Consider the following 15,346-nt stretch of genomic DNA (forward strand, 5'->3'; position numbering starts at 1 on the left):
GATGTCCGGGTGGCAGCCTCCCTCTTCGAGATCCCGGCCTGGGCCGACCTGCTCGCGATCGCCATCGGCTGCCTCCAGGGCGCGATGTTCGCGGGCGAGTTCCGCGACCGCCGGATCGACCTGCTCGGCGTCACGATCATCGGCACGGCCACCGGCCTCGGCGGCGGCGTGCTCCGCGATCTGCTGCTCCAGACGCCCCTGGTGGCCCTGCACACCGACGCGTACCTGATCGTCGCGGTGACCGCCTCACTGCTCGGGATGCTGCTCCAGCACCTGCTGAACCGGGTCGACGGGACGATCACCGCCCTCGACGCGCTGACCCTCGGGCTCTTCGGCGCGATCGGCACCACGAAGGCCCTGTCGCTCGGCGTGCCGGAGGTGCCGGCCGTGTTCGTCGGCACCGTCTCGGCCGTCGGCGGATCCGTCGTCCGCGACATCCTGCTGAACCGGCCGATCGCGCTGATGCACGTCGGCTCGCTCTACGCGGTCGCCGCCTCGGTGGGCACGGGCGTCCTGGTCCTCGCGCTGCGCTTCGGAGTGACGATCGACTTCGCCGCGCCGCTCGCGGTGGGCGTGACCACGGTCATCCGCCTGCTCGCGGTCCGCTACGGCTGGAGCCTGCCCGAGCAGCGCGCGCTCAACGGGGTGCCGCGCCTGCGCTGGCGCCGCCGGACCTAGCGGCGGCCGACCCGGACGCAGGGAGCGGAGTCCCGCGCGGTCCGCGCACGGGAACGCCGGGGGAGCCGCGACGCATCACGGCTCCCCCGGCGGGGATCGGGTGCGATCAGGCGGAGGCGCCGGCCAGCTCGCGGACCGGGACCTCCTCGCGCAGGGCGCGGTTGACGGCAGAGACGATGGCCTTGAGGGAGGCGGTCGAGATGTCGGCGTCCACGCCCACGCCCCACAGGGTGCGGCCGTTCACCGTGCACTCGACGTACGAGGCGGCCAGCGCGTCGCCGCCGGCGCTGAGCGCGTGCTCGACGTAGTCGAGGACCCGGACCTCGACGCCCTGCTGCTCCAGCACGGCCTCGAAGGCGTTGATCGGGCCGTTGCCCCGCGAGCTGGCCGAGACGCGCTCGTCGCCCACCCGGAGGACCGCGTCCAGCGCGATGCTGCCGCCCAGATCGCTCGACGTGTTCGTGCGCAGCAGCTCGAAGCGGCCCCACTTCTCGTCGGCGCGCTCGGCGGGCGCGGGCAGGTACTCGTCCTGGAACACCGTCCAGATCTGCTCGCTCGTGACCTCGCCGCCCTCGGCGTCGGTCTTGGCCTGCACGACGCCCGAGAACTCGATCTGCAGCCGGCGCGGCAGGTCGAGCGCGTGGTCCGTCTTCAGCAGGTACGCGACTCCGCCCTTGCCGGACTGCGAGTTGACGCGGATGACCGCCTCGTAGGAGCGGCCCAGGTCCTTCGGGTCCACCGGCAGGTAGGGCACGGCCCAGGTGAGCTCGTCGACGCTGCGGCCGGTCCGCTCGGCCTCGGCCTGCATCGCCTCGAAGCCCTTCTTGATGGCGTCCTGGTGCGAGCCGCTGAAGGCGGTGAAGACCAGGTCGCCCGCCCAGGGGCTGCGCTCGGGCACGGGCAGCTGGTTGCAGTACTCGGCGGTGCGCTTGATGCCGTCCATGTCGCTGAAGTCGATCTGCGGGTCGATCCCCTGGGTGAAGAGGTTCACGCCCAACGCGACCAGATCGACGTTGCCGGTGCGCTCGCCGTTGCCGAAGAGGCAGCCCTCGATCCGGTCGGCACCGGCCAGGTAGCCCAGCTCGGCCGCCGCCACGGCCGTGCCGCGGTCGTTGTGGGGGTGCAGCGACAGCACGATGTTCTCGCGCTGCGCGAGGTTGCGGCTCATCCACTCGATCGAGTCGGCGTAGACGTTCGGGGTGGCCATCTCGACGGTGGCGGGCAGGTTCAGGATGACCTTGCGCTCGGGAGTCGGCTCGAAGACCTCGACGACCCGGTCGCAGATCTCGCGGGCGAAGTCGAGCTCGGTGCCGGTGTAGCTCTCGGGCGAGTACTCGTAGTAGACGGCCGTGCCGGGGACGGTCGACTCCATCTCGCGGCACTTGCGGGCGCCGGCCAGCGCGATGTCGATGATGCCCTGACGGTCCTTGCGGAACACGACCTCGCGCTGCAGCACGCTCGTGGAGTTGTAGAGGTGCACGATCGCCTGGCGCGCGCCGCGGATCGACTCGTAGGTGCGCTCGATCAGGTGGTCGCGGGCCTGGGTCAGCACCTGGATGGTGACGTCCTCGGGGATCGCGCCCTCCTCGATGAGGCTGCGCACGAAGTCGAAGTCGGTCTGGCTCGCGCTCGGGAATCCGACCTCGATCTCCTTGTAGCCCATCCGGACCAGCAGATCGAACATGATGCGCTTGCGCTCGGGGCTCATCGGGTCGATGAGCGCCTGGTTGCCGTCGCGGAGGTCCACGGCGCACCAGCGGGGCGCGGTCGTGATGCGCTTCGACGGCCAGGTGCGGTCGGGCAGGTCCACGGCGATCAGCTCGTGGAAGGGACGGTACTTGCCGATCGGCATGGGCGACGGCTTCTGGTTGTTCAGCATGAGGTGCTCTCCCGGCGCAGTGGTGCGCACGTGTCTGTTCTCGCTCGTGACCGATCCCGCTCGCGTGCGGCTCCGCTGGTGGGCGGTGCCGGTCGGGCGGTCTCCCGGGGATCCGGATGCGGATCGACCTCGCGGGCGAGGGATGGTTCAGCCGACGACGGACTCCGCGACGAGGATGGCCTGAGGATCAGATCTCGTCGCGGCGGAGAAGGAGGAGCTGTCCGAAGCGCACCCGGTCAGGGTAGCACCGCCCCCGCGGCGCGTCACCCCGGCGTCCCGCGCTAGGAGACCAGGCCGTTCTCGTAGGCGTAGACCACCAGCTGCACGCGGTCGCGCAGGCCGAGCTTGCCGAGGGTGCGGCTGATGTGCGTCTTCACCGTCGCCTCGCTCAGGAACTCGGCCCGCGCGATCTCGGTGTTGCTCATCCCCCGCGCGGCCAGGTGGAAGATCTCGCGCTCGCGGTCGGTGAGGGTCGCGAAGGCGGGCGGGGTCTCGCGTCCGCTGCCCGCCGCCCCGAAGTGCTCGAAGAGCTCGCGGGTCGCGGAGGCGGCGACCACGGCGGTCCCCGCGTGCACGGTGCGGACGGAGGCGAGGAGGAAGCCGGGCTCCGTGTCCTTCAGGAGGAAGCCGCTCGCGCCCGCCCGGATGGCGCGCGCGGCCGCCTCGTCGAGGTCGAAGGTCGTCAGCACGAGGATGCGCGGAGGCTGGACCCGCCGCTCCTGCGCGTCCGCGAGGATCCGCCGGGTCGACTCGATCCCGTCGACGCCCGGCATCCGGATGTCCATCAGCACGACGTCGGGGGCCAGCCGCGCGACCAGCTCCGCGCCCTCCGCCCCGTCCGAGGCCTCGCCGACCACCTCGAGATCGGGCTGCGAGCCGAGCAGCATGCGGATGCCGGCGCGGAAGAGGGCCTGGTCGTCGACGAGGACGAGGCGGATGGTGTCGGTCATGCGGGGCTGCCTCCGGAGGCGAGGGGTGGGGCGGTGCGGGCGAGGGACGGGGAGGAGGGCAGGCGCGCGTCGACGACGAAGTCGTCCCCGACCGGGCCGGCGGCGAGCACTCCCCCGACGAGCGCGGCGCGCTCGCGCATGCCGACCAGGCCGTGGCCCTCGCCCGGCAGGGAGTCGCGCTCGACGTCGGCGCACCGGGCGTTGCGCACGGTCAGGGCGAGCTCGCCGCCGTCCTGGCGCAGGGCGATGTCGAGCGGCGAGCCCGGGCGGCCGTGGCGGAGAGCGTTCGTGGTCGCCTCCTGGGCGATGCGGTACAGGGCCAGACCGACGGCGCGCGGCACCGCCTCCAGGTCGACGGCGAGGTCGGCGCGGACGGGGGCTCCGGCTCCGCCCACGCTGTCGAGGAGGGCCGGCAGGTCGCGGGCGCCGGGCTGCGGGCCGTCGCTCTGCGAGTGCCGCAGCTGGGCGAGGAGCACGCGCACGTCGCCGAGGGCGTCCCGGGCGACGGAGGAGATGGTCAGCAGCGCGGCGTCGGTCTGCTCGGGGCTGGTGGCGCCGAGGTAGCGCGCGCCGTCGGCCTGCGCGATCACGACGGCGAGGGAGTGGGCGACGACGTCGTGCATGTCGCGGGCGATCCGGTTGCGCTCCTCCACGGTGTCGAGCTCGCGCTGCGCCCGCGCGCGCTCCTGCTCGGCCTGCGCGCGCAGGGTCTGGCCCTCCCGCGCCCGGCGGACCGAGCGCGAGAGCAGTCCGATGGTCCAGGAGAGGCCGAGCGTCGCGAGGATCCCGCCGAAGGTGGCTCCGGCCGACAGCAGGCCGTCGTAGGCGCTCGCGACGAGGTCGAAGACGAGGACGAGGTAGACGACGGCGACCACGGCGCCGAGGACGGCCGACACCGCGCCCGCGATCCGCACCCGCCGCGACTCCGACGCGCCGGCGCCGAAGAGGACGGCCAGGATGGCCAGATCCGCGGGTCCGGGAGCGAGGCTCGCGCTCATCTGCAGGGCGGCGCCGGCCCAGGCGATCGAGAGGGCGAGGACCGGGGACCGCCGGTGCAGCACCAGCGCGACCGCGAGCACGCCCGCGACCAGCAGCTGCATCGCGCCGTCCACCCCGGCGAACGGGAGGCCGGCGACGAGGAGGAGCACCAGCGCCTGACCACCGGCGACCCCCACCGCGAAGGGGTCCTGCGGACCGGCGACCCGGTTCAGCAGCGCGTCGATCCGATCGCCCGCGAGGACCGGCGCCCGCAGCGCGTTGAGATACACGAGGACCTTCGCCGCACCGAGCACGGAGGCGACCGCGAGGGCGACCAGGGCGAGGACCACGAACTCCACGCGCGCCGGGAGCCCGGACGGATCGAGCGGGCCGGAGAGGCCGAGCGCGACGGTGACGCCGCCGATCCCGGCGAGGATCAGGCCGCCCGCGAGCGCCAGGGCACGGGTCCAGGGGCCCACCCGGCGGGTCGTCTGCCAGAGGACGACCAGGCCGACGAGCACCCCGTCGACGGGGACGCCGCCGAGCAGGACGCCTCCGTCGGCGAGCGCGCCGACCGCGACGAGCGAGGGGGCGAGCGCGGGCAGGAATCCCGCGACCGCGAGGGCCAGCGCGAGCACGAGGCCGCCGGCGATCCGCTCGGTCGGAGTGACCCCGGTGAGCCCGAGCAGCAGGTGGAGGGCGGCGAGCAGCGCCCCGGCGATCGGCAGGGCCGCCGGTCGGTCGAGGAGGGCGCGCATGAGGACCACGCTACGGGTCCGCGCGCCCGGGGGCGTCGTCCTGGAGGGTGACCGCGGTCGTCCTCCGGCGTCAGAAGCCCAGGCGCCCCAGCAGCTTCGGGTCGCGCTGCCACTCCTTGGCGACCTTCACCCGGATGGAGAGGAACACGCGACGGCCCAGCAGGCGCTCGATCTGCTCGCGGGAGACGGCTCCCACCTCGCGCAGACGCTGGCCGCCCTTGCCGATGATGATGCCCTTCTGGCTGTCGCGCTCCACGAAGACGTTGGCGTAGATGTCGATCAGCGAGCCGTCCTCGCGCTCGACCATGTCGTCGAGCGTCACGGCGAGGGAGTGCGGCAGCTCGTCCGAGACGCCCTCGAGGGCGGCCTCGCGGATGAACTCGGCGATCCGCGAGGACAGGTCCTCGTCGGTCACCGCCTCCTCCGGGTAGAGGGCGGGCGAGACCGGCATCAGGCGCAGGAGCTCGACGGCCAGGACGTCCAGCTGCTCCTCGGTCACGGCCGAGATCGGCACGATCGTGTCCCACTCGCGCAGCTCCGAGACGGCGAGCAGCTGCTTCGCCACGGACTTCTTCGAGGAGAGGTCGACCTTCGAGACGATAGCGACCTTCCGGGCGCGCGGGAAGGAGTCGAGCTGCTCGTTGATGAAGCGGTCTCCCGGGCCGATCGGCTCGTCCGCGGGGAACAGCATCCCGATGACGTCGACGTCGCCGAGGGTCGAGGTGACGAGCGAGTTCAGCCGCTCTCCGAGGAGCGTGCGCGGCCGGTGGATGCCGGGGGTGTCGACGACGATCAGCTGGCCGTCGGTGCGGTGCACCACGCCGCGGATAGCGCGCCGCGTGGTCTGGGGCTTCGAGCTCGTGATGGCGATCTTCTCGCCGACGAGGGCGTTCGTGAGCGTCGACTTGCCCACGTTCGGGCGGCCGACGAAGGACACGAAGCCCGCCCGGTAGGGAGCGGCGGCGGGAGTGGTGTCTGTCATCGTGCGTCCTCGTGCTGATCGCCCGTGGCTCCGCGGGTGGGAGCCGTGCTCGGGCTGGGGGTGGTGGTGCCGCCGTCCGCGATGATCGCGACGGGGCCGGTGCCGGGCTCGCCGGCGGTGTCCAGATCGGGATCGCGGCGGACGATCACCGTGGAGATGGTCCCACGGCGCGGGTCCGCCTGCTCGGCCTCGAGCAGCACTCCGCCGATCCGCGCCGTCGCGCCGCGCTCGGGGAGGCGCCCGTAGGCCTTGGTCAGCAGTCCGCCGACCGAGTCGACGTCGTCGTCCTCGAGGTCGAGCTCGAACAGCTCGCCGAGCTCGTCCACCGGCAGGCGCGCCGAGACGCGGTAGACCCCTGGCGCCGTCTCCTCGAAGAGGTCGACCTCGCGGTCGTACTCGTCGGAGATGTCGCCGACGAGCTCCTCGATCAGGTCCTCGAGCGTCACCAGGCCCGCGATGCCGCCGTACTCGTCGACCACCATCGCGAGGTGGTTGGACTCGAGCTGCATCTGGCGGAGCAGCTCGTCGGCCTTCTTCGACTCGGGCACGAACAGCGCGGGGCGCGCGAGATCGGCGACCGTGTCGTCGTCGTCCGGCCGCTCGTAGGTGTGCCGGGCCACGTCGCGCAGGTAGAGCACGCCGAGGACGTCGTCGACGCCGTCGCCGATGACGGGGAGCCGGGAGATGCCGCGGCTCAGCAGGAGCCCCATGCCGGCGCCGACGGAGGAGGTCGCCTCGATCGTCACCATGTCGGTGCGGGGCACCATCACCTCGCGGACGAAGGTGTCGTTGAATTCGAAGATCGAGTGGATCAGCTCGCGGTCGTCCTGCTCGAGCACGTCCTGCTCGGTCGCCTCGTCGACCATGCTGAGCAGCTGCTCCTCGGAGGAGAACCCCGCCGAGCGCCCGGTCCCCGGCGTCACCCGGTTGCCGAGGGCCACGAGCCCGTGCGCGACCGGGCCCAGCGCGAGCCGGAGCACGTGCACGAGCGAGGCGCTGGTGGACAGGACCGCGCGGGCGTTCGCGCGCCCGACGCTGCGGGGGCTGGAGCCGACCAGGACGAACGAGACCGCCGCCATGATCAGGACCGCCAGCAGGAGCGCGAGCCAGAGCTGCGGGACCTCGACGACCAGCACCGTGGTGACGAACACCGCGGCCGTCGTCTCGGCCGCGATCCGCGAGAAGTTGACGACGTTGACGTGGGCGCTCATGTCGCCCGCGATCGCGCGGAGAGCGCGGGCGCTGCGGGAGTGCTGGGCCATGTCGAGCAGGTCGCTGCGCGAGAGGACGCCGAGTGCGGCGTCGGTCGCGGCGAACCAGCCGCCGACGGCGACGAGCGCGAGGGCGGCGATGAGGAGCTGGAGAGTGGGCACGGCGCGCTCTAGCGGCGTCGCTCGCTGATGTGGAAGCCGACCAGGATGTCGCGCTGGATGCCGAACATCTCGCGCTCCTCCTCCGGCTCGGCGTGATCGAAGCCGAGCAGGTGAAGGAGCCCGTGGGCGGTCAGCAGCTGCAGCTCGTCGAGCACGGAGTGGCCGGCCGACTCGGCCTGGGACTGCGCGACCTGCGGGCAGAGCACGATGTCGCCGAGGAGCCCCGCGGGGGTCTGCTCGTCCTCGGTCCCGGGACGCAGCTCGTCCATCGGGAAGCTGAGCACGTCGGTCGGTCCCGGCTCGTCCATCCACTGCACGTGCAGCTGCTCCATCGCGCCCTCGTCGACCAGCACGATCGCGAGCTCGGCGTCGGGGTGCACGTGGAGCGAGTCGAGCGCGTAGCCGGCGAGGCGCAGCAGGGCGGCCTCGTCGACGGGGACGCTCGACTCGTTGTTGATCTCGATGCTCACGGGGGCGGGTCTTCCTTCGGTTCGGGAGGGGCGGGCGGGCTCAGCCGCGCGGAGGCTGGCGGTCGCCGGGCGGGCGGGCGGCCTGGCCGCGGCGCTCGGCGCGGTTCGCGAACTCCCGGGCCTGCTCGCGCTCGAAGTGCTGCGCCTGCTTCTGCTGGTCGTACTCGGTGTACGCGTCCACGATGCGGCCGACCAGGCTGTGGCGCACCACGTCCTCGCTGGTCAGGCGCGAGAAGTGGATGTCGTCGATGCCGTCGAGCACGCGCGTCACGAGGCGGAGTCCGCTCGCGCCGGTCGGCAGGTCGACCTGGGTGATGTCGCCGGTGACGACCATCTTGGAGCCGAAGCCGAGGCGGGTGAGGAACATCTTCATCTGCTCGGGCGTCGTGTTCTGCGCCTCGTCGAGCACGACGAACGAGTTGTTGAGCGTGCGCCCGCGCATGTAGGCGAGCGGCGCGACCTCGATCGTGCCGGCCGCGAGCAGCTTCGGGACGATCTCGGGGTCCATCATCTCGTTCAGCGCGTCGTAGAGCGGGCGCAAGTACGGGTCGATCTTGTCGGTGAGCGAGCCGGGCAGGTAGCCCAGCCGCTCCCCCGCCTCGACCGCCGGGCGGGTCAGGATGATCCGCTCGACCTCCTTGCGCTGCAGCGACTGCACGGCCTTCGCCATCGCCAGGTAGGTCTTGCCGGTTCCGGCCGGGCCGATGCCGAAGACGATGGTGTTCTGATCGACCGCGTCGACGTACTCGCGCTGCCCGAGCGTCTTGGGCCTCACGCTCCGTCCGCGTGCCGTGAGGATGGCCTGGCCGAACGCCTCGGCCGGGCTCACCGGCCCGCCGTTCTGCAGGATGCGGGCGGACTCGCGCACGCCCTCCGGGTCGAGATCGTGCCCGCTCGCGGTCATGCGCACCAGTTCTTCCACCAGGCGCGTCGCCGCGGCGACGGGCTCGCGCTCGCCGTCGAGCGTCACCTCGTTGCCGCGCACGTGCACCCGGACATCGGGGAATCGTCCTTCGACCGCTCGGATGAGGCGGTCCTGGGGTCCGAGGAGGCGCACCATCGCGACTCCGTCGACGGCGACGACGCGCCGCGTCGTCTCGGACGCGTCCGCGCCGGGGGCGGGACGCTCGTCGGGGCTCGCGCCCGTGTTCTCAACCGGTGGCAAGGGAGCCTTCCGTCTGGTGGCCGCCCAGGACGTGGGCGTGCACGTGGAACACGGTCTGGCCCGCCTCTTCGCCGGAGTTGAAGACGAGGCGGAACTGACCGTTGCTGTGGGCGTCGGCGAGCGACTGGGCGACCTGCACCATCTCGGCGAGCAGGGCGGGATCGGCGGCGGCGAGGGCGGCGACCGTGGCGTGCTCCTGGGTCTTCGGGAAGACGAGGAGGTGGACGGGCGCCTTCGGCTCGATGTCGGTGATCGCGAGGATGCGCTCGTTCTCGAACACCACATCGGCCGGGATCTCGCCCTGGACGATGCGCGTGAAGACGGTGGGTTCGCTCATGCACTCATCTTAAACGGGGCCCGTGCGCGACGGGCGCCGCGTTCGCCCACGGCACCCTGCTCCGGCGCCCCGAGGCGGCTGTGGAGGAGCGTCACCAGCGGCCCAGGCGGGCCGAGAGGACGGCGATGGCAGCGGGACCTGCGGTCGAGGTGCGCAGGACGGAGTCGCCGAGCGCGACGGCCTCGGCGCCCGCCTCCGCGAGCAGCCGCAGCTCCTCCGGAGCGATGCCGCCCTCGGGCCCGACGACGAGCACCAGGTCGCGTCCGTCCGGGACCACCTGGGAGAGCCGCGCCTGCGCCGAGGGCTCGAGGACCAGCACGCGGGACGTCGCGGCGCGCGCGACGAGACCGCGCACCTGCTCGAGCGGCGCGACCTCGGGCACCCGGGGGCGCAGCGACTGCTTGCTCGCCTCGCGCACGATGGCCCGCCAGCGCTCGCGCCCCTTCTCCTCCTTCGGGCCCGACCACCGCGAGATCGACCGCGCGGCCTGCCACGGGACGACCTCGTCCACCCCGAGCTCGGTCGCCGCCTGCACGGCGAGCTCGTCGCGGTCGCCCTTCGCGAGGGCCTGGACGAGGACAAGGCGCGGGGACGGAACCGGGGACTCCTGCATCGACTCCACGACGAGCACCACTCGCGCCGGCTCCGCGCTCTCGACGACCGCGGTCGCGACGAGTCCGCGCCCGTCACCGACCCGGACGCTCTCGCCCGCGCGGATCCGGCTGACGGTCGCGGCGTGCCGTGCCTCCGCGCCGGTGAGCGCGAGCCGGCCCCCGACGACGAAGCCGCCGGAGTCCAGCGACTCGTCGATGTAGTGGTGCGCCACGGGCTCAGCCCAGGAAGCGGTCGCGGAGCTTGGAGAACAGGCCCTGCTGGAAGTGGGTCAGCGCGGGCTTCTGCGGCTTGTAGTGCTTCGCGAGCTCCTGGACCAGCTCCCGCTCGCGGTGGCCCAGCTTCGTCGGGGTGACGACCTGGATGCCGATGCGGAGGTCGCCGCGTCCGCTGCCCCGCAGGCGCGTGACTCCGCGTCCCTTGATCGTGACGATCTCGGTGCTCTGCGTGCCCGGCTTGATCTCGATCTCGATGTCCCCGTCGAGCGCCTTGAGCGACGCCGTGGAGCCGAGGATCGCGTCCGTCATCTGCACCTCGAGGGTGCAGAGAAGGTCGTCGCCGTTGCGGCTGAAGACGTCGTGGTGCTTGACCTTGATCTCGAGGTACAGGTCGCCGTTGGGGCCGCCGGCCGGGCCGACCTCGCCGCTGCCGGGCATCTGCAGGCGCAGGCCCGTGTCGACTCCCGCGGGGACGTCGACGGGGATGGTGCGGCGGGCGCGGACGCGTCCCTGGCCCTGGCAGGTGGAGCAGGGGGTCGCGATGACGGTGCCGTAGCCGCGGCAGGTGCCGCAGGGGCTCGCCGTCATCACGTTGCCCAGGAGCGAGCGGACCGTGCGCTGGATCTGGCCGGAGCCGTGGCAGATGTCGCAGGTCACCGGCGAGGTGCCGGGCTGGCAGCACGAGCCCTGGCACGTCTCGCAGAGCACCGCCGTGTCGACCTCGAGGTCGCGGTGGGTGCCGAAGATGACCTCGTCGAGCGAGACCTCCACGCGCAGCAGGGCGTCCTGGCCGCGCTCGCGGCGGGAGCGCGGCCCGCGGGACGAGCCCTGCGCGCCCTGCCCGAAGAAGGTCTCGAAGATGTCGCCGAACCCGCCGAAGCCCTGGCCGCCGCCGCCGAAGCCCTCCTGGGGCCCGCGGTCGTACTGCGCCCGCTGCTGGGCGTCGCTCAGGACGTCGTAGGCGTGCGTGACGAGCTTGAAGCGCTCGGAGGCGTCCGCGCTCGGGTTGACGTCGGGGTGCAGCTCGCGGGCGAGTCGGCGGTACGCCTTCTTGATCTCGTCGGCGGAGGCGTCGCGGTCGACGCCCAGCACTTCGTAGTGATCGGCCACAGGTGGCTTCGTCCTTCGTTCGTGGGTCGGTGGGCCGGGCACGGCGCACCGGGGGGATCCGGCGGGGGCCGGGAGGTCGGGCCTACTCCTCGCCGAGGAGGCGGGAGAGGTAGCGGGCGACGGCGCGCACCGCGGTGATGTTGCCGGAGTAGTCCATCCGGATCGGGCCGAGCACGCCCAGGCGCGAGACCTGGCCGCCCGCGGTGTTGTACCCGCTCGTGAGCACCGAGGTCTCCTGCAGCCCGAACGGCGCGTTCTCGCGGCCGATGCGCACTGAGATGCCCCGGGGGTCCGGCGTCATCTCGGCGAAGAGGCGCAGCAGCTCCACCTGCTCCTCTATCGCCTCGAGCACGGGATAGATGCTGCCCGAGAAGTCCTCCTCGGTGCGGACGAGGTTCGCGGCGCCGGCCATGACCAGGCGGTCCTGCCGGTTGGCGCCGACCTGCTCGAGCAGGGTCTGCACGATCGGCGTCAGCACGTGGCGCCGCTCGGGGCTGAAGCGCTCCGCGACGGAGCCGAGCGTCTCGGCCGCCTGCTGGAGCCCGAGGCCCAGCACGGCCGTGTTGAGCTTCGCGCGGATCTCGCCGAGGAGCGCGTCGTCCACGTCCTCCGGGGTCTCGAGCACGCGCTGGTCGACCCTGCCGGTGTCGGTGATCAGCACCGACAGGAGGCGGCGGGGAGCGAGGGCGACGAGCTCCACGTGGCGCAGCCGCGCGGCTCCGAACGACGGGTACTGCACGAGCGCGACGCTGTTGGTGAGCTGCGAGAGCAGGCGGACGGTCTTGACCAGCACCTCGTCGAGGTCCGGGCTCTGCCCGAGGAACGTCTCGATCGCCTGGCGCTGCGCGGAGGTCAGCGGGCGCAGGTCGGCGAGCTGGTCGACGAAGAGGCGGTAGCCCTTGTCGGTCGGCACGCGGCCGGACGAGGTGTGCGGAGCCGCGATCAGCTCCTCCTCCTCCAGCTGGGCCATCTCGTTGCGGATGGTGGCGGCCGAGACGCCGAACGCGTGGCGCTCGACGATCGACTTGGAGCCCACCGGCTCCCGGTTCGCCACGTAGTCCTGCACGATCACGCGCAGGACCTGGAGACCGCGCTCCGTGACCATACGACCGACCTCCCGCCGGACTCCGAGTGCCCGCGGGCACGACCGTCTGCGGCGCTGACGCCGCGCGGAGCCTGGCACTCCGCAACTCTGAGTGCCAATCATAACCGGGAGGCGGACCGCCCGGCGGGGTTGCGCGGGGATCGGCCGGGGTGCACTCCTGCAGGGCCGCGGGGAGGAGCCCCGTCATCCCCGAGGAGGAGGTCCCGCGCGGCCCGGTGCGGAGGGAGTCGCCGCATGCCACGATGGACGCCGAGCGCACGGGGGACGCCCGTCGCCGCCGCCGGAACGGAGACCATCATGTCGGCCACCCCTCCCCCGCCCCCCGTTTACGGGACCCCGGCTCCGCCGCTGAACCCGGCGGACGAGAAGACCTGGGCGATCGTCACGCACGTGACCGGCATCTTCTTCAGCTTCCTGCCCTCGCTGATCGTCTTCCTGGTCTTCAAGGGGCGCGGACCGTTCCTCGAGGCGCACGCCAAGACGGCCCTCAACTTCCATCTGACGACGCTGATCGCCTACGTCGCCGGGACGATCCTGTCCTTCGTCCTCGTCGGCTTCATCGTGTTCCTGGTCGTGCCGATCCTGGTGATCGTCTTCGCGATCATCGCCTCGGTGCGCGCCAGCGCGGGCGAGTACTACACGTACCCGCTCAGCATCCCGTTCTTCAAGTAGCCGCGGCACCGGGGCGGCCGTGCGTCGCCCGCCCCGGGATCCGGCCTCAGCCGTCGGTGAGGCGGCGCACGACCGCGTCGGCCAGCAGACGGCCGCGCAGGGTCAGCACGATCCGGCCGCCGAGCGCCGCCCGGCCGTCGACGAGGCCGTCGGCGATGAGCCCCGCCACCTCGCTGCGCCGATCGGCGTCGATCGCGTCGATGGGCAGCCCGTCCGCCAGGCGCGAGCGCAGCAGCACGTCCTCCACCCGCCGCGTGCCCGCGTCGAGCGTCTCCCGCCCGGCAGCGGGCGAGACCCCGGTGCTCAGCCGGTCGGCGTAGGCCGCCGGGTGCTTCACGTTCCACCAGCGCACGCCTCCGACGTGGCTGTGCGCGCCGGGACCGACGCCCCACCAGTCGTGGCCGAGCCAGTACGAGAGGTTGTGCCGGGAGCGGTGGGCTGCGTCGCGCGCCCAGTTGCTGACCTCGTACCAGGAGTACCCGGCAGCGGCCAGGCGCGCGTCGGCGAGTTCGTACATGTCGGCCGTGAGGTCGTCGTCCGGGGTCGCGACCTCGCCGCGGCGGATCTGACGGGCGAGCTTCGTGCCGTCCTCCACGATCAGGGCGTAGGCCGAGAGGTGGTCCGGCCGGTTGGCGAGCGCGGAGTCGAGCGACCGCTCCCAGTCCGCGAGGGACTCCCCCGGCGTGCCGTAGATGAGGTCGAGGCTGACCTGCAGGCCGGCCTCCCGCGCCCACTCGACCACGAGCGGGACCCGCTCCGGGTCGTGGGTGCGCTCGAGCGTGGCGAGGACGTGCGGCACGGCCGACTGCATCCCGAAGCTGACGCGGGTGAAGCCCGCCTCGGCCAGCGCGCGGAGGTAGGCGGCGTCGACGGAGTCCGGGTTCGCCTCGGTGGTGATCTCGGCGTCGGGCGCGACCCCGAAGTGGGTGCGGAGGCCGTCCAGCATCCGCACCAGGTCGCCGGCGGGCAGGAGGGTGGGCGTCCCGCCGCCGAAGAAGACCGTGCGGGCGGGGCGCCGGGGCAGGCCCGCGCGCTCGAGCACCTCGGCACCGAGAGCCATCTCGGTGATCGCCTCGTCGGCGTAGTCCTGCTGCTTCGCCCCGCGGAGCTCGGTCGCCGTGTAGGTGTTGAAGTCGCAGTACCCGCAGCGGACCCGGCAGAACGGCACGTGCACGTAGAGGCCGAGGTCGCGCTGCTCCACGCCGTCGACGACGGATGCGGGCAGTCCGCCGTCGAGCGGAGCAGGATCGGCGATCGGGAGGGCGCTCCCCACGTCAGCTGACGCGCGCCGGCAGCAGCGCGCGCAGGTACTTGGCGACCTGGCGCTTCTGCACGGCGCGCAGCACCGGCGCGCCCAGGCGGTAGAGGCGGGTGGAGGGACGCGAGAAGACCCGGATGACGAGCCAGACGGAGTCGTCCGCGCGCTTCTCGACGACGAAGGACTCCTCGCCGCTCTCGGGGTGGCCCTCGAGGGTGCCGTAGGCGAAGCCGACCTGGTCGGGCTCGTCGACGACGTAGACCACGCGGACCGGGGCGTCGACGACGCGGCCGAGCAGGGTCACGCGGAGCACGGCGGTCACGCCGGCGGTGATGTAGGGGGTGCCGTCGGGAGCGAAGTGCTCCTCCGTCGGCCGGCTGACGAGGTCGATCGGGGTGCCCGCGGCGTCGAAGTTGACGCCGGTGTACTGCACGCCGCTGCCGCTGGTGATATCGGTCACCTCGATGCCGCTGCCGCGCTGCACGCCCCAGGTCATCAGGGAGGCGGTGGTGATGGCGAAGCGCTCGTCGCCCGAGCCGAGACGGGCCTCGAAGCGCTCGGCCGTGAAGCCGTCCGGCGGATACTCGAGCAGGTCGGGTGCCAGAGTGCCGCCGACGGCCGCGTAGGTGACCTGCGGCTGGCCCTCGAAGTTGGAGCGGCGGATGCTCACGTCCCGACCTTCTTCCCGGACTCCTCGAGCGCGGCGCGCGTCGAGTCCGCGCGCCGGGTGGTGCTGTCCATCCGACCCAGCGTATCCGACCGTCGGCGCCCCGAGCCGGGAACGACCGAGGGCCCTCCCTC

Annotated in this window: 15 protein-coding genes; 2 read left to right on the forward strand and 13 right to left on the reverse strand. The window is 72.7% G+C overall.

The genetic code is table 11. The features are described 5' to 3' along the window. Nucleotides 1-9: 9 nt before the first annotated feature. On the forward strand, nucleotides 10-678 hold the full coding sequence (locus tag C5C35_RS09505) for a trimeric intracellular cation channel family protein (protein ID WP_104263010.1): 669 nt from the start codon (nucleotides 10-12) through the stop codon (nucleotides 676-678). A gap of 106 nt (nucleotides 679-784) precedes the next feature. Here the strand turns inward: C5C35_RS09505 and leuA are convergent, their stop codons facing one another. The 11 genes from leuA to hrcA form a co-directional block, all read right to left on the reverse strand. Then, nucleotides 785-2,557: a 2-isopropylmalate synthase gene (gene leuA / locus C5C35_RS09510; protein WP_104238221.1), complete on the reverse strand. Its 1,773-nt coding sequence runs from the start codon at nucleotides 2,555-2,557 to the stop codon at nucleotides 785-787. 281 nt (nucleotides 2,558-2,838) lie between these two features. Next, nucleotides 2,839-3,507, reverse strand: a complete 669-nt coding sequence (locus C5C35_RS09515; protein WP_104226697.1) for a response regulator transcription factor — start codon at nucleotides 3,505-3,507, stop codon at nucleotides 2,839-2,841. Then, on the reverse strand, nucleotides 3,504-5,243 hold the full coding sequence (locus C5C35_RS09520) for a sensor histidine kinase (protein WP_146082404.1): 1,740 nt from the start codon (nucleotides 5,241-5,243) through the stop codon (nucleotides 3,504-3,506). Before C5C35_RS09520 ends, C5C35_RS09515 begins: the two co-directional genes overlap by 4 nt. 70 nt (nucleotides 5,244-5,313) lie before the next feature. Beyond that, nucleotides 5,314-6,225, reverse strand: a complete 912-nt coding sequence (era, locus tag C5C35_RS09525) for a GTPase Era (RefSeq protein ID WP_104223426.1) — start codon at nucleotides 6,223-6,225, stop codon at nucleotides 5,314-5,316. Beyond that, entirely contained in the window at nucleotides 6,222-7,598 is a 1,377-nt protein-coding gene (locus C5C35_RS09530; RefSeq protein WP_104223425.1) for a hemolysin family protein, read from the reverse strand. Before C5C35_RS09530 ends, era begins: the two co-directional genes overlap by 4 nt. Nucleotides 7,599-7,606: 8 nt before the next feature. Continuing rightward, complete coding sequence (ybeY, locus tag C5C35_RS09535) at nucleotides 7,607-8,068, reverse strand: rRNA maturation RNase YbeY (protein WP_104223424.1); 462 nt, start codon at nucleotides 8,066-8,068, stop codon at nucleotides 7,607-7,609. A 40-nt stretch (nucleotides 8,069-8,108) separates the two neighbouring features. Beyond that, entirely contained in the window at nucleotides 8,109-9,128 is a 1,020-nt protein-coding gene (locus tag C5C35_RS09540) for a PhoH family protein (protein ID WP_104225204.1), read from the reverse strand. A 91-nt stretch (nucleotides 9,129-9,219) separates the two neighbouring features. Then, complete coding sequence (locus C5C35_RS09545; RefSeq protein WP_104225201.1) at nucleotides 9,220-9,570, reverse strand: HIT domain-containing protein; 351 nt, start codon at nucleotides 9,568-9,570, stop codon at nucleotides 9,220-9,222. A gap of 91 nt (nucleotides 9,571-9,661) precedes the next feature. Next, nucleotides 9,662-10,396, reverse strand: a complete 735-nt coding sequence (locus C5C35_RS09550; protein ID WP_104248360.1) for a 16S rRNA (uracil(1498)-N(3))-methyltransferase — start codon at nucleotides 10,394-10,396, stop codon at nucleotides 9,662-9,664. A 4-nt stretch (nucleotides 10,397-10,400) separates the two neighbouring features. Beyond that, nucleotides 10,401-11,510: a molecular chaperone DnaJ gene (dnaJ, locus tag C5C35_RS09555; RefSeq protein ID WP_104225203.1), complete on the reverse strand. Its 1,110-nt coding sequence runs from the start codon at nucleotides 11,508-11,510 to the stop codon at nucleotides 10,401-10,403. A gap of 82 nt (nucleotides 11,511-11,592) precedes the next feature. Continuing rightward, entirely contained in the window at nucleotides 11,593-12,615 is a 1,023-nt protein-coding gene (gene hrcA / locus C5C35_RS09560; RefSeq protein ID WP_104223131.1) for a heat-inducible transcriptional repressor HrcA, read from the reverse strand. A gap of 234 nt (nucleotides 12,616-12,849) precedes the next feature. Between hrcA and C5C35_RS09565 the strand changes: the two genes are divergently transcribed. Beyond that, on the forward strand, nucleotides 12,850-13,287 hold the full coding sequence (locus C5C35_RS09565) for a DUF4870 domain-containing protein (protein ID WP_244229439.1): 438 nt from the start codon (nucleotides 12,850-12,852) through the stop codon (nucleotides 13,285-13,287). Between the two features lie 46 nt (nucleotides 13,288-13,333). Here C5C35_RS09565 and hemW read toward each other — a convergent pair whose 3' ends face one another. Further along, nucleotides 13,334-14,560, reverse strand: coding sequence for a radical SAM family heme chaperone HemW (gene hemW / locus C5C35_RS09570; protein WP_104263012.1), 1,227 nt, complete (start codon nucleotides 14,558-14,560; stop codon nucleotides 13,334-13,336). Between the two features lies 1 nt (nucleotide 14,561). Next, entirely contained in the window at nucleotides 14,562-15,215 is a 654-nt protein-coding gene (locus C5C35_RS09575; RefSeq protein WP_258066342.1) for a DUF1990 family protein, read from the reverse strand. Between the last annotated feature and the right edge of the window lie 131 nt (nucleotides 15,216-15,346).

The sequence above is a fragment of the Rathayibacter sp. AY1F8 genome (assembly GCF_002932165.1).
Classification (GTDB): domain Bacteria; phylum Actinomycetota; class Actinomycetes; order Actinomycetales; family Microbacteriaceae; genus Rathayibacter.